This is a genomic window from Haloplanus sp. GDY1, from assembly GCF_023703775.1.
Taxonomy (GTDB): domain Archaea; phylum Halobacteriota; class Halobacteria; order Halobacteriales; family Haloferacaceae; genus Haloplanus; species Haloplanus halophilus.
The window spans coordinates 170,070-188,299 of sequence record NZ_CP098514.1 but is presented as its reverse complement, the minus strand read 5'-3'; the positions used below and the strand labels follow the sequence as shown (position 1 = coordinate 188,299).

General features: G+C 63.0%; 17 protein-coding genes. 7 read left to right on the top strand and 10 right to left on the bottom strand.

What is annotated here, in order from left to right; all coding sequences use genetic code 11:
• The first annotated feature begins 13 nt into the window (after window positions 1-13).
• Both NBT67_RS01010 and NBT67_RS01005 read left to right on the top strand, forming a co-directional pair.
• A complete protein-coding gene (locus tag NBT67_RS01010) occupies window positions 14-577 on the top strand; it encodes a class I SAM-dependent methyltransferase (RefSeq protein ID WP_251342964.1) in 564 nt (187 codons plus the stop codon).
• A gap of 81 nt (window positions 578-658) precedes the next feature.
• Entirely contained in the window at window positions 659-808 is a 150-nt protein-coding gene (locus NBT67_RS01005) for a rubrerythrin-like domain-containing protein (RefSeq protein ID WP_251342963.1), read from the top strand.
• 10 nt (window positions 809-818) lie between these two features.
• Here NBT67_RS01005 and NBT67_RS01000 read toward each other — a convergent pair whose 3' ends face one another.
• Both NBT67_RS01000 and NBT67_RS00995 read right to left on the bottom strand, forming a co-directional pair.
• Window positions 819-1,784, bottom strand: coding sequence for a DUF368 domain-containing protein (locus NBT67_RS01000; RefSeq protein ID WP_251342962.1), 966 nt, complete (start codon window positions 1,782-1,784; stop codon window positions 819-821).
• The gene (locus tag NBT67_RS00995) at window positions 1,768-4,968 is read right to left on the bottom strand and encodes an oligosaccharyl transferase, archaeosortase A system-associated (RefSeq protein ID WP_251342961.1); all 3,201 of its coding nucleotides are present in this window, start codon (window positions 4,966-4,968) and stop codon (window positions 1,768-1,770) included. The genes NBT67_RS01000 and NBT67_RS00995 overlap by 17 nt, the downstream gene beginning before the upstream one ends.
• A gap of 144 nt (window positions 4,969-5,112) precedes the next feature.
• Between NBT67_RS00995 and aglG the strand changes: the two genes are divergently transcribed.
• Entirely contained in the window at window positions 5,113-6,060 is a 948-nt protein-coding gene (aglG, locus tag NBT67_RS00990; protein WP_251342960.1) for a glucosyl-dolichyl phosphate glucuronosyltransferase, read from the top strand.
• A gap of 261 nt (window positions 6,061-6,321) precedes the next feature.
• On the opposite strand, the gene NBT67_RS00985 is transcribed toward aglG, so the two are convergent.
• From NBT67_RS00985 to NBT67_RS00970, 4 genes are all read right to left on the bottom strand, one after another.
• A complete protein-coding gene (locus NBT67_RS00985) occupies window positions 6,322-7,218 on the bottom strand; it encodes a glycosyltransferase family 2 protein (protein WP_251342959.1) in 897 nt (298 codons plus the stop codon).
• 104 nt (window positions 7,219-7,322) lie between these two features.
• Entirely contained in the window at window positions 7,323-8,039 is a 717-nt protein-coding gene (gene aglF / locus NBT67_RS00980) for a UTP--glucose-1-phosphate uridylyltransferase AglF (protein WP_251342958.1), read from the bottom strand.
• A gap of 136 nt (window positions 8,040-8,175) precedes the next feature.
• Entirely contained in the window at window positions 8,176-9,588 is a 1,413-nt protein-coding gene (locus tag NBT67_RS00975; protein ID WP_251342957.1) for an oligosaccharide flippase family protein, read from the bottom strand.
• A gap of 11 nt (window positions 9,589-9,599) precedes the next feature.
• A complete protein-coding gene (locus tag NBT67_RS00970) occupies window positions 9,600-10,448 on the bottom strand; it encodes a capsular polysaccharide export protein, LipB/KpsS family (protein ID WP_251342956.1) in 849 nt (282 codons plus the stop codon).
• 81 nt (window positions 10,449-10,529) lie between these two features.
• Here NBT67_RS00970 and NBT67_RS00965 point away from each other — a divergent pair, with 81 nt between their 5' ends.
• A complete protein-coding gene (locus NBT67_RS00965; RefSeq protein ID WP_251342955.1) occupies window positions 10,530-10,868 on the top strand; it encodes a hypothetical protein in 339 nt (112 codons plus the stop codon).
• A 224-nt stretch (window positions 10,869-11,092) separates the two neighbouring features.
• Window positions 11,093-12,241, top strand: coding sequence for a glycosyltransferase (locus NBT67_RS00960; protein ID WP_343218021.1), 1,149 nt, complete (start codon window positions 11,093-11,095; stop codon window positions 12,239-12,241).
• A gap of 233 nt (window positions 12,242-12,474) precedes the next feature.
• Here the strand turns inward: NBT67_RS00960 and NBT67_RS00955 are convergent, their stop codons facing one another.
• Complete coding sequence (locus NBT67_RS00955; RefSeq protein WP_251342953.1) at window positions 12,475-13,095, bottom strand: formyltransferase family protein; 621 nt, start codon at window positions 13,093-13,095, stop codon at window positions 12,475-12,477.
• A gap of 202 nt (window positions 13,096-13,297) precedes the next feature.
• Here NBT67_RS00955 and pseG point away from each other — a divergent pair, with 202 nt between their 5' ends.
• On the top strand, window positions 13,298-14,296 hold the full coding sequence (gene pseG, locus NBT67_RS00950; protein WP_343218020.1) for a UDP-2,4-diacetamido-2,4,6-trideoxy-beta-L-altropyranose hydrolase: 999 nt from the start codon (window positions 13,298-13,300) through the stop codon (window positions 14,294-14,296).
• A 36-nt stretch (window positions 14,297-14,332) separates the two neighbouring features.
• On the top strand, window positions 14,333-15,583 hold the full coding sequence (locus tag NBT67_RS00945) for a methionyl-tRNA formyltransferase (protein ID WP_251342952.1): 1,251 nt from the start codon (window positions 14,333-14,335) through the stop codon (window positions 15,581-15,583).
• Here the strand turns inward: NBT67_RS00945 and NBT67_RS00940 are convergent.
• The 3 genes from NBT67_RS00940 to NBT67_RS00930 all read right to left on the bottom strand — a co-directional run bounded on the left by NBT67_RS00940 (window position 15,574) and on the right by NBT67_RS00930 (window position 18,224).
• Complete coding sequence (locus tag NBT67_RS00940; RefSeq protein WP_251342951.1) at window positions 15,574-16,257, bottom strand: PIG-L deacetylase family protein; 684 nt, start codon at window positions 16,255-16,257, stop codon at window positions 15,574-15,576. The genes NBT67_RS00945 and NBT67_RS00940 overlap by 10 nt on opposite strands.
• Window positions 16,258-16,351: 94 nt before the next feature.
• Complete coding sequence (locus NBT67_RS00935) at window positions 16,352-17,401, bottom strand: N-acetylneuraminate synthase family protein (RefSeq protein WP_251342950.1); 1,050 nt, start codon at window positions 17,399-17,401, stop codon at window positions 16,352-16,354.
• Between the two features lie 73 nt (window positions 17,402-17,474).
• Entirely contained in the window at window positions 17,475-18,224 is a 750-nt protein-coding gene (locus NBT67_RS00930) for a cytidylyltransferase domain-containing protein (protein WP_251342949.1), read from the bottom strand.
• Window positions 18,225-18,230: the final 6 nt, after the last annotated feature.

Sequence of the window (18,230 nt, the reverse complement as noted above, 5' to 3'; positions counted from 1 at the left end):
CGCAGCGGGGCGTATGGGCTTTCACACCTTCGACAGCGACCGGGCCGACAAACTGGAGGACGCCGCGACCCGGTACCGCTACTGCTCGCGCGAGGAACTCCACGCGCTCCTCGCGCCGGATCCGGGCATGCGGGTGGCGGACCTCGGGAGCGGCACCGGCTTCTACACCGACGACCTGGCCCCGCACGTCGGGACGGCCTACGCCGTCGACGTGCAGGCCGAGATGCACGACCGCTACCGCGAGAAGGGCGTCCCGGACGGGGTCGAACTCGTCGAGGCGGACGCCGCCGACCTGCCGTTCGGCGACGGCGAACTCGACGCCGCCGTCTCGACGATGACCTTCCACGAGTTCGCGGATCCCGAGGCGATGGCCGAGGTCGCTCGCGTCCTCCGCCCGGGGGGCCGCCTCGTCACCGTCGACTGGGACCGGGCGGGCGCCGGCGAGGCCGGCCCGCCGCGCGAGGAGACCTACGCCCTCGGCGACGCCGTCGCCCTCCAGACCGACGCCGGCTTCGCTATCGAGCGCGCGGCGTCCCGCCCCGAGACGTTCGTCTGTGTCGCCCGCCTCGACGACTGAGCAAACGTCCGTCGACTCGTCCACGTTCACTACTCCGATCGAAACAGTAATTTGACTGTACGGTGTACGACCGTCGTGAGTATGAGTCACAATCGCATAGATCCGTACACTCCGGCGGGCGGCTACTACGAGTGCCGGTCGTGTGCCCACCGGGAGGCGAGCGAGCAGCGCCTGACGGTCTGTCCGGAGTGTGGGGCGGAGGTGCGGAACCTGGCGGTCACGCGGGAGTGAGCCGTCGGGATCAGATCTCGATGCCGTCGGTGTAGCGTTCGAGCGCCGCCACGAGGACGACGCCGACGACGGCCGCGAGCGCGAAGGCGAGGATCGCGTCGGTCGTCCACCCCCCGGGCGCCAGCGCCTCGCCCGCCTCGACGACCGGGGCGCGGAGCGCGCCCACGACGAGGCTCACGAGGAAGGCGAGCGTCGCGTGGCGGTAGCAGTCGAGTGCCCAGCGGACGGCGTGGGCGACGGTGAACAGGCCGACCAGGGCGCCGACGCCGAAGGCGACGACGGTGGTCGCGGGGCCGACGGCGGCGGCGACGGTGCCCCCGACGACGAGTCCGAGGAGCGCGTCGACGAAGGCCGTCAGCCGCTCGATCAGGAACTCGTACTGTCCGAGGATGACGAGGATGAGCGACCCCGAGATGCCGGGCAACACCATCGCGCTGATGGCGACGGCGCCGACGGCGACGGTGACCAGCGGCGTCGAGGGGAGCGCCGTCCCCGCGCGCCCGGCCGAGAGGAAGGCCAGGAGGAAGCCGGCGACGGCGGCGCCGACCCGTCCCGGCGTATCGAGGGTCGCCTCGCCCGCGAGGACGACGGCCGAGGCGGCGATCAGGCCGAAGAAGAAGCCGAACGTGACGACCGGTTCGGCGTCGAGGGCGACGTGGAGCACCCGCGTCGCCACGAGGACGGCCGTGAGAACTCCACCACCGAGTGCGCCGAGAAACCAGCCGTCGACCGCCCGGAAGGCGGCCCGGGCGTCGTCGCGGCGGCCCGGCAGCGGCGCGGCCAGGAGCGACCACACCCGTTCGGGCGTGACGGCGGTGATGGCGGCGATCAGGCGCTCGTAGATGCCGGTGATGAGGGCGATGGTGCCCCCCGAGACGCCCGGGACGGCGTCGGCCGCCCCCATGCAGATCCCCTTGAGGTAGACGACGACCAGGGGACGGAGGCGTCGCTCCATCCCGTCAGGTCCGGACGGCATCGGGTGCGCGGAGCGCCGACGGTCCGGTCGGCGACGCGTCACTGTCGGTCGATCCGTCGGGATCCTCGCCGTCGGTCGACCCGTCCGCCGGCGCGACCGGTTCGGCCGGGTCGAGCGACTCGGCGGAGTCGTTGCCGGGACTGAGCGAGATGTTCTGGAGCGGGTTGCGCGCCTCGAACGTCACCGGCTTCGGCTCGGCGACGTCGCCGTTGACCCGGCCCTCGCTGACGTTGACCTGGGCGCGGTACTGGACGAGCGAGCCGTTGTCGTTCAGCAGCGCCGTCTGGAGCAGGTACGGCCCCTCCGCGCGGACGCTGACGTTCGTGTACCCGTTCTCGGGGCCGTACTCGTCGTACCCCGTCGTGGAGTAGGGGAGCGTCATCGAGAGTTCCCCGTCGGCGTTCGTCCGGGCCTCCTGGCGGTAACTGAACGTCTGGTTGGTCGTCGGGACGTGCATCGGCACCGTCGCGCGAACCGTCGTGTTCGGGGGCAGGTCGTCGGCCGTGACCGTCGCTCCCGGCACCTTCTCGAAGGTCTTCACCCACGAGGGCTCGTAGATGGTCTGCGAGGACGGCGGCACGCCCGTCGTGGCGAAGGTGCGACGCGCCGACGCCTGGTACTGCGAGGAACTGGTGGCGTTCGACTCGCTCACCGTCACCAGCCGGTAGTGTTCGAGCGCCGGCACCCGCTCGGTGGGGTAGTGGCCGACGCCACCGATCTGTGCCGAGCCGTCCTGCTCGACGTACGACCGCGCGGCCGACACGTTGTCGAACTGGCGGAGCAGCGTCCGGTTCTGGCCCTGCGGGCCGGCGCGGATGGAGACCGTCTCGCCGGCCTGGGTCTCGGCGCGTCGCTGCTCCCAGTCGACGACGACCGGTTGCGGCTGCATCGCGCTCCCGTGGTAGGCGTACAGGCGCACCATCAGGCTCTCGTAGTACCGCTGGCTACGCATGTAGAACAGGCTCCGGAGGTTGCTGGAGTACACCGGGCCGTAGAAGTCGGCCTGGGAGACGTTCCCCCGGTCGTAGAAGACGACCGGCGCCCCGAACTTCGACTGCGGGTTGACCATCTGCCAGTCGACCATCACGTACCGCGTGCCGGCCGCCTCCTGATCCCGCTCCCCGAGCGCCTCCTGGGCGGCCGACTCGTTCGCCGCGAGCAGGAAGTTCGCGGCGTCGGTGGCGCCCTGCTGGAACGGGTTGGCGTTCGGGATGCGGTGGCCGCGAACGGTGATCCAGTGGCCGTAGTCCCACCACGACTGGACGCCGTAGGCACCCGCCGGGTAGTCGTAGTCGTCCGTCAGGTCGTAGGTGCCGTAGTACTCCATCTCGTTGTTCGCACCGCCCAAGGTGCCGGGCGCGGGGGTGTTCGACTCCATCCACTGGAGCGACCCCTCCCACTCGGTGATGGCCCCGGGACCGCCGCCCTGTGCCGCCTGCCAGGCGGTGTTGCTCCGGTCGAACGACGGGTTGCCGGAGTTGCGCACGTTCATCGGCACGAGCAACACCGGGGTGATCATCAGCATCGCGGCCGCGAGCACCGCGAGCACCTGATACCCCTGCAGGTTCCGGAGCGCGTCGACGGAGCCGACTCGCAGGTCGAGCGAGTTGAGTAGCTGGCCGATCAGGTAGGCGTTCGCGACGGCGACGACCGGCGCGAGGTAGTAGTTGAACCGGATCTGCGTGAACGCCGCCGAGGTGATGAAGGCCGCCCAGACGACGAAGAGGAGCTTCTCGGCGTCGTAGTTGGTCTGGAGGACGGCGCCCAACAGGATCAGCGCCACCAGCGCGACGCCGACGAGTTCGGAGACGACGCCGACGGCGTCGGCGACGGCCTGGAACGGCGCCGGGACGACGAACAGCAGTCCGAGCAGGGCGAGCGAGCCGGCGGCGTAGGCGACACGTTCCGTCTCGCCGTCACGCACCAGCGGTTTCGCGAGCAGCCAGATGACGCCCACGACGCCCGTGAAGAGGGTGAAGCCGTAGTCGGCCATGATCCGGCCGGTCGGCGTCATCGCGTTCTGCTGGAGGGAGTCGGGCGAGAGGTACGGCTGGGCCTCCGCGATGGTCCGGGTGGCCGCGCCGGCGCTGAAGCCGATGAAGCGGAGGGCGTTGGTGCGGATCGTCCCGAACAGGTCGGGGAGGGCGACGGCGACGACGCCCACGGCGACGCCGATCAGGCCGACGACGGCGACCGGGTAGTACTCCCGGTCGAGGTTCCGGTCGTCGAAGACGCGCGCCAGCCCCGCGAGGAAGGCGGCGCCGGCGGCGACGCCGAGCGCCACGACCGGCTGGAGGAGGCCGAAGTCCGTCGGGCCGAAGCTCGCCTCCTCGAACTGGAGGAGCATCAGGATCGCCGCCACGACCATCGACACGACGCCGACGAACGCGACGGGTTCGGGGGAGCCGCCGGTGACGTAGTCGCTGACGAGCTGGTAGACGAGGTAGGTGCCGAAGATGCCGACGAGCAGGACGCCCGGCGGCCAGACCCACATGTAGACCGCGACCGCCGCGCCGGCGGCGACGCTCCAGACGAGCGGTCGGCGGAGCGCGTCCAGGTCCCGGTCGACCACGAGCTCCCAGACGGGTTTCTCGCGCGTGGCCACGGCGAGGGCGATCATCAGCCCCAGGACGGCGATGGTCTGGAACAGCGGCTCGGCGACGTTGTGGTCGGCGAAGCCGACGAGGCCGCGCTGGAGGAACTGGCCGGGGAGGAGCAGGAGGACGACGGCGCCGAAGACGCCGGCGGTCCGGCCCGCGAGGCGCTTGCCGACGGCGTAGACGGGCACGGCACAGAGCGCGCCGAACACCGCCGGGGCGACCAGCAGCGTCTTCGCGATCAGGTCGCTCGACGGGCTGCCGAGGCCGACGACCAGCGCCGCCGTCGCGATGATCTGGTCGTACAGCGTCCCGAACTGGGCGGCGTTCGTGCCGTACGGGAAGTTCGTCCACGGATCGTACGGCATCGTGAACGGCCAGTGACGCACCGTGTACTCGACCGTGCGGAGGTGATACCAGGCGTCGTTGCCGGAGAAGTACACCGTTCCGTCCCGGACGTAGCTGTCGTACTCCTGGAGACGGATGGCGAGCATTCCGGCGACGACGAGGACGAGCGTGGGGACGTGATACCAGTCGAAAAAGAGGTCTGCGACCGACGAGGACCCCTGACTCTGATCGTCGCTCATTGGCCGAACGGACTTGGATTACGGGCATAAACCTTGTTATCTTTCGATGGCCGGAACGGCTTTGGGTGCCGAATTGCGGCCGTGAGAGGACGGCTCGACCACCAACGAAAACGCTTATTCTCGCCTCGGCGGAACGTCCGGGCGATGCAGGTGTCGGTCGTCGTCTGTACGTACGCGATGGATCGGTACGAGGCGTTCACCGAGGCCGTCGAGAGCGCCCTCGCACAGACGTACGATCCGCTGGAGGTCGTCCTCGTCGTCGACGGCAACGAGGCCGTCTACGAGCGGGTGCTGGAGGACTTCGGCGACGTCGAGAACGTGCTCACACACTGCAACGAGGAGAACCACGGCATCTCCTACTCCCGGACGAAGGGCGCCGAACTCGCCTCCGGCGAGGTCGTGGCGATGATCGACGACGACGCCGTCGCCCACGAGGACTGGATCGCCGAACTCGTGTCGACCTACGAGGAAACCGACGCCGTCGCCGTCGCCGGCGACGTGCGCCCCGACTGGCAGACCGAGAAACCCGACTTCTTCCCCGCCGAGTTCTACTGGCTCGTCGGCTGCGTCGAACCCGGCTTCGCCGACGACGGCGAGGAGGTGCGCAACGGCTACGGGTCGAACATCTCGTTCCGACGGGACGTCTTCCTCGAGGCCGGCGGCTACGACACCCACACCGGCCGCCGCGGCGACAAACACATCCAGGCCCACGAGGCGCCCGTCTGTATCCGGATCCGCGAGTTGACCGGCCAGGGCGTCGTCTACACCGACGACGCCGTGGTGGATCACAAACTGTTCGACTACCGCGGGGAGTTCACCTGGCTCGTCGCCCGGTCGTTCTGGCAGGGCTACTCCAAGCGCGTGATGAGCCTGCTGTATCCCGACGAGGACGGCGACGAGACCGACTACCTTCGCTTCCTGTTTCTGGATCGGGTGCCGCGGCGGGTGAAGGGCTGTGTGACGAAGCCCTCCGTGGCCGCCGTGTTGCAGATTCTGACGATTTTCGTTTTTACTGGAGCGGTGGGACTAGGGTATCTCTACGCCTTCCTGACGCCCGGGTTGCTGGAGAAGGTGGAGACGGTCGAGGAGTAGGTCGTACCGCTGTCGATCACTCCCTCAACGAGCCGGGCCGCGTTCACACTTTCGTGCTCGCGTCACGATGCGCCGTCTCGCTCGACGTACAGCCGGTAGTATCAATCGACGGTTCGTTCGAGACGCCTGGCGTTGCGGTCGCGGGCCACTCCGATGGCTTCGCGTGTCTTCGTCGCCGTCTCCGCGCTCCACGCGTTCCAGAAGTCCGCGATGTCGCTCATGCAAGCAAACACGGCCCGACCGACAAAGCCGTACCGTTCGCTACAGCGACGGCGGCCCGTCCACGTCCGCCCCGGTGTCGGACGGCGACAGGAGTTCTCGTGCGTAGCCGCTCGCCCGGGCCGCCGTCATCGCCGTCGAAAGGGCGCCGAAGGCGAGGCGGTCGTCGATCGACAGGTCGGCCGTCTCCACGTCGAGAGGCTCGTGTCGCGGGGGGATCGGCGGCTCGCCGTACCGCTTGGGATAGTACCGCTGGAGCTGGCAGTGACCCCGTCCGACGCGGACGTTCTTGCCGTAGAGGGAGCGAAGGGAGGTGCGAACGGGGTGGGAGGCGACGGCATCGGCGCAGTAGCCCATATCATACTCCGTGGCGTCGACCCGGTTCCCAAACTCCATGTCACCGCCCGAGATCAGGCGCGGGTCGAACAGGCCTACGTCCGCGAACACCTCGCGGCGGACGAACAGGGCGCAGGTGGGGACGTAGCGGTGACGGTCGAGGTACTGCTGGATCGGAAAGCCCGTGTGGGCGTTGTATCGGGCGGTTCGGGTGTGTTGGCCGTCGGGAATGGTGAGGTCGACGCGGCAGCCGAGGTAATCGAGGTCGTTACGCTCCAAGTGTGCAAGCGCGCGGTCAAAATAGTTGTCAGCCACGGTCACATCGGCGTCAAGGAAAGCGATCACGTCCGCGTCGACGTGGCGGATGCCGGTGTTGCGGGCGGCGTAGGAGGACTGGATGGTCGATTCGGAGCGACAGCACAGGTCGATGTGAGTCGGGGCGAAGTTCTTGACGACGCGGTGAGTCTCGTCGGACGATCCATTATCTACGACTGCCACGGATATGTCAGGTACCCACTGCGAATCTAGAGAGTGTAGCGTTCGCTTGACCCCTTCCGGGTCGTTGTACACCGGAACGACGATAGTGAGCGGCCGACCACTCATATCGACTCCCGGCTTGACAACACTCGTCCCATTGGTTCGTCGAGTCGTTCGCCGAAGATTCTTATTAGGCTGCTGGTACCGCCGTAACCTGCGTCGGATCGGTCTTACTCCTCGTTCTCGATCCGTCGCTCCGCTTCGTCGCGATCCTCGGGGTAGCCGATGTCGATCCGCCACCCTTCGATGCCGATGGCGTCGATGGTCCGGCCCGAGCGGATGAGCAGGTCGATGGCCTCGCTGATCTCGTACTCGCCGCGGTTCGAGGGCTGGACGAGTTTGCAGGCGTGGAAGATGGCCGGCGTGAACGTGTAGAAGCCGGTCATCACCAGGTTCGAGGGCGGGTCCTCGGGCTTCTCGACCACCTCCGTGATCTCGCCGTAGTCGTTGGTGACACAGACGCCGTAGCGGGAGGCCTCCTCCCACGGCACCTCCTCAACGAGGAAGGCGGCGTCGGCGCGATCTTCGCGCTGACGGCTCACCACGTCGCCGAGGTTCGCCCGGAAGACGTTGTCCCCGAGCATGAGCATGAAGTCGTCGTCGACGTGCTCCTCGACCGTCAGGAGGGCGTGGGCCAGTCCCTTCTGCTCGCGCTGGTGGGTGTAGGTGATGGGGACGTCACCGAAGGAGTCGCCGTAGTGGCTGATGATGTCCTGTTTGCGGTAGCCGACGACGACGACGAGTTCCTCGGCGCCGAGGTCGACGAGCTGTTCGAAGCAATGTGTGAGGATCGGTTTGCCCGCGACGTCGACCATGCCCTTGGGTTTGTCCTCCGTGAGGGGGCGGAGGCGGGTGCCCTCGCCGGCGGCGAGTACGACTGCTTGCATGTCCCCATCTCACTATCTCACGGGGCTAAATAGCTTTCAGTTCGACGCTCGATTGGGCGGCAACGGTGGCGACGGTGACTCGTGGGGATTCGATGACAGAGAACTGAGATCAAGATCACTCGCATGATAACGGGTACTACACATCCGAGGAGAGGACGTTGCTGACAACGGCCGTTCGGAACGTATCGGAGAGGGCCAGCAACACGAAGAGATACACGATTGCTCCCAGACAGATCAGTCCAAGGTTCCAAATCAGTGTGGACGGGACAAGACCCATCCCAACGAAGACGACGACGCCCATAATCACCGCTGAACCAGCCTGCCGGGCAAACTCATCGAACGGGATGACGAACGGGACTTCAGAAACTGCCAGGGAATATGCGTATCCGCCGCTCAGGAGTACCGCAACCGTTGTTCCTGCTGCCGCCCCCATGATTCCGAACTGGTCGATCAGCACGACGTTTGCGACGGCGTTCGTCCCAACGAACAGGAGGTTCGACCGCATCGTGAGTTCAGGACGGTCAACGGCGTTGAGCGTGTTTGTGAACTGAGATTCGAAGCTGGCAACCAACCTTGAACAAACAAGCACGATAAGCGTGGTGTAGCCGGCAGTGAACTCGGCACCGTAGAGAGAGAGAACGAATTCGCCGAGGAGCACGCTCCCGACAAGTCCTGGAATGATGAACAACCCCGAAAACGAGAGCGAGAGTTCGGTATAGGTCGCGATCCGGTCGCCGTCATTCTCTGTTGAGGCTTGACTCATTTCGGGAAACATGGCGCGGCCGACCGAAGCGGTGAAGATAGCGAAGATCGCAGCCACATTCCACGCAATCTCGTAGACGCCGATCTGTGAGTTGGCGACAAACCATGCTAGAATGATCGTGTCCATGGAGAGAAACGACCGCCCCTTGACGGGCGAAATCCACGAGAACTTCGCGAAGTCGATCAATCGTCGAAAGTCCGTCCGGTTTGGGGTCGTGACTCGCTTTGTTACGAATTTCAATCCGATGACGAGGGCGATTATCTCTCCGAGCACGAAGCCGAAAAAGAGACCGAAGAGACGATAGCCAGCGAAGGTAAATACAATCTGCACGACCGAGCGAACCCCCACGTTTGCCGGATCAAGAAGACTCGATATGTGAACCTTGTGACCACCGTCGAGAGTTGCCTTGACGAACTCGAAAGCGACGTTCGTCCACAGGGCGACGAGTACGATCATCGCGATCGGTGCACCCACGTACCGGTTCAAGGAACCGCTGAATAGAACGACGCCCGCGGAGAGTACGACCAGCGTGGCGAGTTGCAGGACGACCGACGCGGTCCACACGTGATCAGACCGGCATCCTTCGCTCAACCGCTTTTTCAATGCGTTGTGGATCCCGATATCCCCCAGCACGCTCAGCCAAATGATAATGGAGACGGACAAAAAGTACGTCCCGAGGACCGACGCACCCAAGACGTTGGCCAGATAGAGATTCGCTAAGAACCCCATGAGAGAGAGGGAGAGTTGCGAAAGAAAATGAACTGCGGATGTCTGACCGATTTTCATCGTAGCGGAAGTTACGCGATGTACTCAATAATGGAGGTGGCTAGACGTCTCACGTTTCCATCCGCAGGATCGCCCCACACCCCGGGAACGCTTCCCGAGAGGATACCGTGAGCGAATTCGACAACTTCGGATTCGGTCAGCCCGTCTGATGCTACCGCATCTGCTAGGGTTTCGGGCAGAGATGTCATATTATTTACGTCGTACGTGTATCCCCGGTGGCTGTAGAAGGCATCGCCCAACGTGACGACGGGTTTTCCGTGAATGAGTGCCTCATATCCGACGGTATTGTTCAGCGTGACGATTGCTGACGCCTCCTCAACGACGTCGTGGGCGTTCGTGCCCGGATGGAGTGCCGTCGAGTGACGGGCGATCGCATCGATGCACGAACGCGGCTGTGAGCCCAGTTGCTGTGGATGGTCCTTCACAGCGAGTTCATATCCCGCGGGTACCGAGCGAAAGAGGTACTCCACTAGCCAACTTTGATTGTAGAACGGCTTTGCCCGAACCGTGACACGTGACTCTCGAAAGAACTGCAGCGGGAAAAACACGAACTCTTCAGAGTCTATGAATTTGGTCGATTCGTCCGCAGAGAGATACCGATAGTTTGCGTACCTCTTTAGCAGTTGCCTGACGACGTTGTGCTGGAGCCAGTGTTTGATCTCTGGAACGACTTCCTTCCTCTCGGCAGTGATACGTTTAATTTTGTTGTAGACATCCACTGCTACCGAACCGTCGTCGCCATCCAAGTTACCTTCGTTGCTCCCCACGACGGGTGAGTCCGTTCTCGTATTCCGAATCAACTCGCGAGCACGCTCCCTCTCATCTGTCGTCAGTTCTTCGAACGGCTTCGTTTCGAACATGTCCCAAGTTACCGATTCATCTCGATAGAGGCTCGCTCGTCCTGGTATCGGAGAGAATCCAACCCACACTGATGCTACGTCGTGTGCGTCCGCGACGCGCTGGAGGGCTCGTCTGAGCACCTCCCCACCTACGTGTTGCACTGGGAGGCCGGCGTCGGTCCTCGTATAGTACTCAACCAAATAGTCAAGCGACTTGTGGAGCAGCCGTCTGTATCGGTTGAAGTCCAAGTCGGCGCGTCCGGCGAGAGGATCGGCGCGATAGCTCGGGACAGAGTAGGCAAAGTCATACACCATCTGCGGGAACACTTCATCTCGGACGCTCGAAATGCCAACCTTATCACAGATTTCTTCAAGCGACCGTTGAGGTTCGTGGTCCAGATAGTCAGCGAGAATCCGAGACTCTGGGACGTATTCGGCTAGCTCACGGAGAGCACGGTCGTTTTTCGGAAGATAGTCAATCTCGAATCCCCTTTCTTCAAGAGCGGTCCCTAGGCGCCCCACGAACGAGGGATCCCGATGGGGCATAACGGGGATCAATAACCGCCGAGTCATGGCTACAGCATGTCGAACGATATTGAAGACTGTTGCTTTTCTGTTCAGATCTGACGAACTCGTGTCCTGACGCTGGCGACGATAGGTCCAGGATGCGAGCGATAGAAATAGCTCCGAACCATTCGGCGGGACAGAGAATGCATCTCGCTATATCGACGACATCGTTGCGAGTCGGGGGGGCTGAACGTGTCGCAGTGAACCTCTCGACGGGGTTGGTGGAGCGTGGGCACGATGTCGACCTCGTCCTCGTGAGCGCCGAAGGACAGTTACTCGGTGAACTCCACGAGGATGTGAACGTCGTCGACCTCTCCGCGCGTCGAGTCCTCACCGGTGTGCCCTCGCTACACCGATACCTGCGGCGTGCAGAACCGGATCTCCTCTATTCGATGATGCCCCACAACAACGTCGCAGCGGCCATGGCGCTTGCCACGAACGAGGACATCCCGTTCGTTCCGAGCGTCCACAATATGCCGTCGAGTGAGCTTGGATCGACGAAGGACGTGCTGCTGTTCCTGGCTGCCCGATCCGTTTACCAGAACGCAGACCACTGTGTCGCGGTGTCCGCAGGTGTACGGAACGATCTAGTGCGGACCATGGGACTCTCTCGGGAGGATATCACCGTCATCTACAATCCGATCGTCTCGGATCGCCTCAAACGGCAGGCAAGCCGGGATCCGGAGCATCCCTGGTTCGACGAAGCCGACGTGATTCTCGGGGCTGGCCGTCACATCGAACAGAAGGGATTCGAGACGCTGCTTCGTGCGTTCGCTATCGCACAGGAAAACGTATCGCGGGAGCTACGATTGATAATCTCCGGTCAGGGACCGAAGACGGAGGAATATTGTCGGCTTGCCGATAGTCTGGGAATCGTCGAGGATATCGATTTTCCTGGGTTCGTCGACAACATTTATGCGTATTTGGCCTCGGCAGATCTGTTCGTCTTGCCCTCGCGCTGGGAGGGGTTCGGAAACATCCTCGTTGAGGCGATGGCCTGCGGGACACAAGTCGTCGCGACCGACTGTCAGAGCGGTCCAGCTGAAATCTTAGAGGAGGGTGCGTACGGACGTCTTGTACCTGTCGACGATGTCCATGGCTTGGCAGATTCGATGGTGGCGCAGTTGGAAGACGACAGATCGTTCGACGTCCGAAAGCGGGCATCGGCATTCGGGATCGATACAGTGGCCGAAGCGTACGAGGACCTATTTGCGGACCTGGTTGAGAGGAAGCCACGAAATGGGTAACCGACAATCCTCGCGGCGAGACGCTAATAGATTGTCCTTGCGGTACCCAACCAAATACAACCTGGAGAATCTACCAGATGGTGTTCTGGACCGTCGGATTTGGATTCGTGCGAGCTTGAGGGATAGACGAGGGTCTCTCCTCCCTCAGCCCCGGTGCTTGGATGGCTGTTTCCGTGCTGGGGAGCAACGGACCACTTCACGAAACCCTCGTCGCCTCCAGGAGTGCATCTCTGTCAGTAGGATTCGAGGAATCCTTCTCGTGCCTCCTCGTCCCCTTCCTCAGCGGGTCGAACGTCGATGTCAACGTAATACCGCTCCCCGTCGATTTCTACGGTGGCGTTGTCGAACGGCGGGAACGTCAACGCCCGGAGTCGGGTCAGAAAGTCCCCGGCGCGAACCTCCTCGTCGGGGTCGATTTCGCAGAGTCGCTGAAAGTCCTCGATGGTGTGGTACGTCCCCTCGGCGTCCGTCTGCGGTGTCGACTCCACGTCGCCAGCGACGAGGTCGGGCCAGACGTCCGTGAACAGATCGAACTGTTCCGCTTCGAGTCGTCGATAAAGATCTTTCCCGGTGTCGGAAAACGACGTGTCGACCTCGCGGCGAGCGATGATCTCACCGGTGTCGAAGTCGGCATCCATGTAGTGCAGGGTGACGCCGGCTGGCGTGTCCTCGACGATGCTCCATACGTTCGGACTCATCCCCCGGTTGTACGGCAGATACGCCGGATGGAGATTCACACAGCCGTGGTCGGGGATATCGAGTATTTCCGCCGGAACGAGGTGATCGAACCCAACGGACACGACCATATCGGGGGCAAGTTCACGGACGAGGTCGAGTTGCGTCCGCTCGGTCACGAGAGCCGCGACGTCGGCATCCTCGCGGTCACACAACCACTCGTAGATTCGGAAGCCGACATCGTTGAGTCCGAGGAAAACGACATCCATAGCCGACGTTGCAGAGCGGCGGGTTTAGCTATTCTGCTCTCGGTGGTGCCATAACAGGGGTTGAGGAGCGGAATCCCACCGGCTTATACTTGCCGCCGTCGAACGGTGAGACGTGCACGTGGTGATTCGAGCGGACGGCGGCCCCAATATCGGGTATGGACATCTCGTCCGGACGAGCGCACTCGCGGGGGAGGCACGCTCTCGCGGGCACGAGGTGACGTACGCGACGACGACGCCAACTGCTGTCAAGGACACGTGTCCAGACGGCGTCTCGGTGGTGGCGCTCCCGACACGGGGAGAGCCCGGACCGTTCGTCGACTGGATTCGCGCCGTCGATCCGGACGTGGTGTACGCCGACGCCTATCCGGTCAACACCAGATATCAACGCGCCGTCCGACGGCACGTCCCTCTCGTAGTCGCTGGGGACGACGCTCGACACACCATCTGTGCGGACGCGTTCGTAAACGGGAACATCTACGCCCCGGACCTTGACTACGACTACACCGGTGCCGAACCGACGTGGTGTCTCGGGAGCGAGCATCTGCTCCTGCGGGACGAGGTGACGCGCCTCGCTGGTGAAACGCCACCGTGGCGCGAGACGGTGTCCGAGGTGCTCGTCACGATGGGTGGGAGTGACATTCGCGGGCAGACGCCCATGGTGATCCGAGCGCTCGACGGATTGGACGCGTCCGTGACCGTCGTGATCGGCCCGGGGTTTTCCAACGGCGACGCCGTTCGGCGAACCGTCGACGACGTCGCCCTCAACTGCACCGTGGTTGAGACGCCACCGAACCTGCCGGAACTGATGTTCGACGCCGATATGGCGGTGACCGCCTGCGGGAGCACGAGCTACGAGTTGCTTGCATTAGGGGCGCCCTCCGTCGCCGTCGTCCAAGCGGAGAATCAGCGACTGATCGCGGAGGCCCTTGCCGAGCGGGATCTCGCGACCGTACTTCCCATGAATGCCGACGCGTCGAATCTGCGAACTTCGATCGACGGCCTGATTGACGACCCGGTTCGGCGGCGTCGATACAGAGAACGGGGGCAAAGTGTCGTCCCCGGAACCGGACGGAAGACCGTCTGTGACGCCGTACTCGGTGCCGTGGAGTGATCAATATTTAACTGTGTTGCCGCCTCCGATCGGAGCATGCGGACCGTCATCGTCGGGAATCGGGCACTCGCGCGACACGTCCTCTCGTTCTGTCTTGACACCGGCTGGAATATTGTCGGCGTGGTGACGCCGGATGAAGACGCTGCTCGAAGGCAGGCGAACTTCAGATCAGTCGCAGATCTCGTTGCCGAGGTGGACTGCAAACTGATCAAGACGGACGACATCAACGACGAGCGTACGTACCGTCGACTAGACGCGTTGGACTCCGATGTGTGTCTCTGTCCCGGTTGGGAAGATATCCTCAACGAACGAACCTTGGAGATACCGACGATCGGGTTCTTCGGGTTTCATGCGAGTCGATTACCTGAAGGACGTGGCGGCGCACCGGTCAACTGGAGCCTCATTCACGGTGCATCCGAAATCTGGCTCTCGTTTTTTTATTACACGGCTGGTGTCGATGCTGGCGACGTGGTGACACAGCGATCCGTACCCGTCGATGCTCGTGATGACATCGGAACCGTCTTGGACGCACTCGCGGTTGCCGCCCGCGACATCCTTGAGGAGATCCGTCCCTCGCTTGAACGAGAGAGAATCGATGCGACGCCACAGAACCCTGCTGAAGCGACTTACCGCCCTCGTCGCCAACCGCAGGATGGACTCATCGATTGGACGCAGTCACCGAGTGAGCAGACTGACTGGGTACGTGCCCAGACACGCCCCTACCCGGGTGCGTACACCTTCTATAACGGCCGCCGGATTCGAGTCTGGCAGGCTGAGCAGGTGCGAAAAACATCCGACAACGGCAGCCAAGGTGAGGTCCTCGCTATCACGGAGGGAAGCGGCATCGATGTGGCCACGGGCGACGGGGTCTTTCGAATTGAACGACTGCAACCTGAACGAGGTCCGGAACGGTGGGCGGACAGGTATGCAGCCGACACCGGAATCGAGGTAGGGAGCCGATTCGGTCGCCATCACGCACCATCGGACTGGATCTACACCGGAATTCGGGGTCCGGACGGGGGGACCAGCTACCGAACCAACCTCAACGTTGGGGAATTCGGTGAACTAACACTTATTTGTCATACTAGCACTCAACGCGAGCTGGAGGTGTCAGTGACATTCGACGGGGAGGTGCAGTTGACTGACGCGACGACAGTGGCGGACACGTACGATACTACCGTTTCGTACGCGCATACGACCTCCGGAACGTACACGCTCAAGGTGACGTACGTGATCGACGGACAGCAGGTCGATACGCGAGTTCTCAAAGTGTTCGTTCAGGAGTAGTGTCGAACTTCCCGGAGGAGTTCAAGCGGTTCCGCGGCAGGAACCCCACTTTTCGCTCCCCAGACCGACGCGTTCTGGTGGACGGTTCGGGGCGTGCGCGGATGCGGCGGTGTTCGAAGTTCGTTCTCGTACTCGTTAAGAGCCGTCAGCTTCCGGTCAAGATGCTCCGTCACATCCACGAACGTCGTTGGCTGAAAAGCGTTAGTCGACTCCGGGACGGACCACTCGGTCGCAGAGAGCGTCTCGAATGCGTACACTCGGTTGACTCCTGACTCCTTGAGTGGTCTAGTCGCGGTGACCGTCGCGCGGCAGGTCAGTTCGTGATCGACGTTCAGATCACCGTAGTGATGCGTGTAGAGGACGTTCGGATCACAGCGTTCAATCTCCGCTTCGACGGTCTGTACCATGTCGAGCAAGGGTGCAGTATCGAATCGGTTGTCGGGAAAGCTGTGGAAGGTCACTGTCGCACCGAGGTGGTCGCATGCCCGGCGGGCGTTGTTTCGTCGCTGGTCAATCTCGGCCGACGCAGCCTCCGTATCGTCGTAGCGTGATGTTACGCCATCCGAAAGGATGCAGACGTGGACATCCTCGCCGGCGTCGGCATGGCGGGCAAGTGTTCCACCGATACCCAAGACTTCATCGTCGGGGTGAGCGACGACACAAAGAATGGTCATGCAACCTTTATCGCTACAAATGAGTAAAATCTACGGGTTGTGACAGGGGGCGCCGCGACGACTCCCGTCTCAAGAACGCGATGCAGCTATGCAATCAGTTCGCCACGTCGTCCCAGGAGATACCTTCGTCTTTCGAGACGAGTCTTGCCGCCGTCTCACCGAGGAGTTCGTCGTAGAACTTCGGATGCAATCCCTTCGATCGCTGGCCGGATCGGAGGACGCCGATGTTGTCTTCGGTGAATTGGTCCCCTGCCTCGATGTCGGCCGTCGCGTGAATCCGCCGCCGGGCGATGTCGTACAGCTCTGTCTCCACATCGAGGACGCTCTTCTCGTCGCTGCCCAACACTCGCTCCGTGTCTCGAATCGCCGTCACCATCGCGTCGAGCTCGTCCGGTTCGAGAGCGAACTGGTGGTCGGGGCCGTCCATCGTCTTATCGAGCGTGAAGTGTTTCTCGACGACGCTCGCTCCCAGAGCGACGGCCGCCGAGGGTGCAGTAACTGGATCGAGAGTGTGATCGGAGAGCCCGGCTGGCACGTCGAACTCTTCGCGGAGCGTCTGGATAACTCGGACGTTGATCTCTTCGAGCGGTGTCGGATACGCCGCGACGCACTGCAACAGAGCGAGTTCCGTTGCGCCCGCGTCCCGGAGCGTCGCCACCGACTCCCCGACCTCGTCAAGGTCGTGGGCGCCCGTCGACATGACGATGGGCTTGTCCGTCTCCGCGAGGTGGCGCAGAAACGGGTGGTGACTGCTCGTGTACGACGCGACTTTCCACGCGGGGACATACTCGGCCAATTCCGCCGCGGAGCGTTCGTCGAACGGAGTGGACATGAAGTAGATGTCGCGGTCCCGGCAGTAGTCGTGGAGTTCCGGAATCCACTCGTACGGCATCTCCATCGACTCAATGACGTCGTAGATGCTCCGGTCGTCGTCCAGGTACTCGACGCCGCCGCTGTCCTCGACGTACATATCTGACGCCCTGAACGTTTGGAACTTCACGGCGTCGGCCCCGGCCTCGACGGCGACGTCGATGAGTTCCTTCGCTGTTCCCAGGTCGCCGTTGTGGTTCGAGCCAGCCTCGGCGATGACGAAGGTCGGTTCGGTCGGACCGACGGAGCGGTCGCCGATGTCGAAAACTCCCATAGCTAATGCAGTGTCGATGGAGAGCAAAAATCCTCGTACTCGTGCCGGATCGTTGCGTGGCCCCTACGAACGCTCAGACCTCTTTCTGTTCGATGGCCGAATTCAGCTCGCTGAGCTCCTCGCTGTCGATGTATCGAATGGCCTCACGGACCGGTAACACGCCGTCGAACGAAACGCTCTCGTAGACGGCACGCAGAAGTTCGTAGTCGTCGGCCTCGTCGAGAGTCAGTCGCAGATCGGTCCGGTCACGCATCCATGGTTCGTCGAACACGGCGTCGGACGCTACGTTCACCAGATCGAACTGGTCCTCATTCTGGTGGTAGTACGGGGTGACGTGTTCGAGCTGTGACGGCGTGCTCGCTTCGGTATGAACCCGTTCGAAGCTCTCGGCGGTGAACGCCTCAACGTCGAGTCCACGCGGGAAAGAGCGGTTGAGGATGTTCGCGGCGTAATCGGCATCCGTATTTACGAGACACTCGACTACGGTGTCGACGGTTTCTGGATCGAGAAGTGGACAGTCGGCCGTGATGCGGACGACGATATCGGCGTCGGTAGCGGTGGCCGCCTTGAACAGTCGGTCGAGCACGTTAGTCTCGCTGCCCCGCGTGACTGTCGCCCCGGAACGAGCCGCGTATCGAGCGACGATGTCGTCCGCACCCGCCGTAGAGGTAGCGACGACGACTTCGTCGATGGTCCGGGCTGTCTCGACCCGCCGAACGTCGTGTGTGAGAACGTGATCGCCGGCCAACGGGAGCATCACTTTCCCGGGAAGACGGGTCGAACCCATTCGGGCTTGGATCGTGGCGACGACCTTCTCATCCATACCTCC

Coding starts and splice junctions, on each gene's coding strand:
- NBT67_RS00995 (WP_251342961.1), bottom strand. CDS start 4,968: ATGAGCGACGATCAGAGTCAGGGGTCCTCGTCGGTCGCAGACCTCTTT.
- NBT67_RS00975 (WP_251342957.1), bottom strand. CDS start 9,588: ATGAAAATCGGTCAGACATCCGCAGTTCATTTTCTTTCGCAACTCTCC.
- NBT67_RS00940 (WP_251342951.1), bottom strand. CDS start 16,257: ATGACCATTCTTTGTGTCGTCGCTCACCCCGACGATGAAGTCTTGGGT.
- NBT67_RS01005 (WP_251342963.1), top strand. CDS start 659: ATGAGTCACAATCGCATAGATCCGTACACTCCGGCGGGCGGCTACTAC.
- NBT67_RS00970 (WP_251342956.1), bottom strand. CDS start 10,448: ATGTTCGAAACGAAGCCGTTCGAAGAACTGACGACAGATGAGAGGGAG.
- aglF (WP_251342958.1), bottom strand. CDS start 8,039: ATGCAAGCAGTCGTACTCGCCGCCGGCGAGGGCACCCGCCTCCGCCCC.
- NBT67_RS00945 (WP_251342952.1), top strand. CDS start 14,333: ATGCGGACCGTCATCGTCGGGAATCGGGCACTCGCGCGACACGTCCTC.
- NBT67_RS00985 (WP_251342959.1), bottom strand. CDS start 7,218: ATGAGTGGTCGGCCGCTCACTATCGTCGTTCCGGTGTACAACGACCCG.
- NBT67_RS00935 (WP_251342950.1), bottom strand. CDS start 17,401: ATGGGAGTTTTCGACATCGGCGACCGCTCCGTCGGTCCGACCGAACCG.
- NBT67_RS01010 (WP_251342964.1), top strand. CDS start 14: ATGGGCTTTCACACCTTCGACAGCGACCGGGCCGACAAACTGGAGGAC.
- aglG (WP_251342960.1), top strand. CDS start 5,113: ATGCAGGTGTCGGTCGTCGTCTGTACGTACGCGATGGATCGGTACGAG.
- NBT67_RS00960 (WP_343218021.1), top strand. CDS start 11,093: ATGCGAGCGATAGAAATAGCTCCGAACCATTCGGCGGGACAGAGAATG.
- NBT67_RS01000 (WP_251342962.1), bottom strand. CDS start 1,784: ATGCCGTCCGGACCTGACGGGATGGAGCGACGCCTCCGTCCCCTGGTC.
- NBT67_RS00930 (WP_251342949.1), bottom strand. CDS start 18,224: ATGGATGAGAAGGTCGTCGCCACGATCCAAGCCCGAATGGGTTCGACC.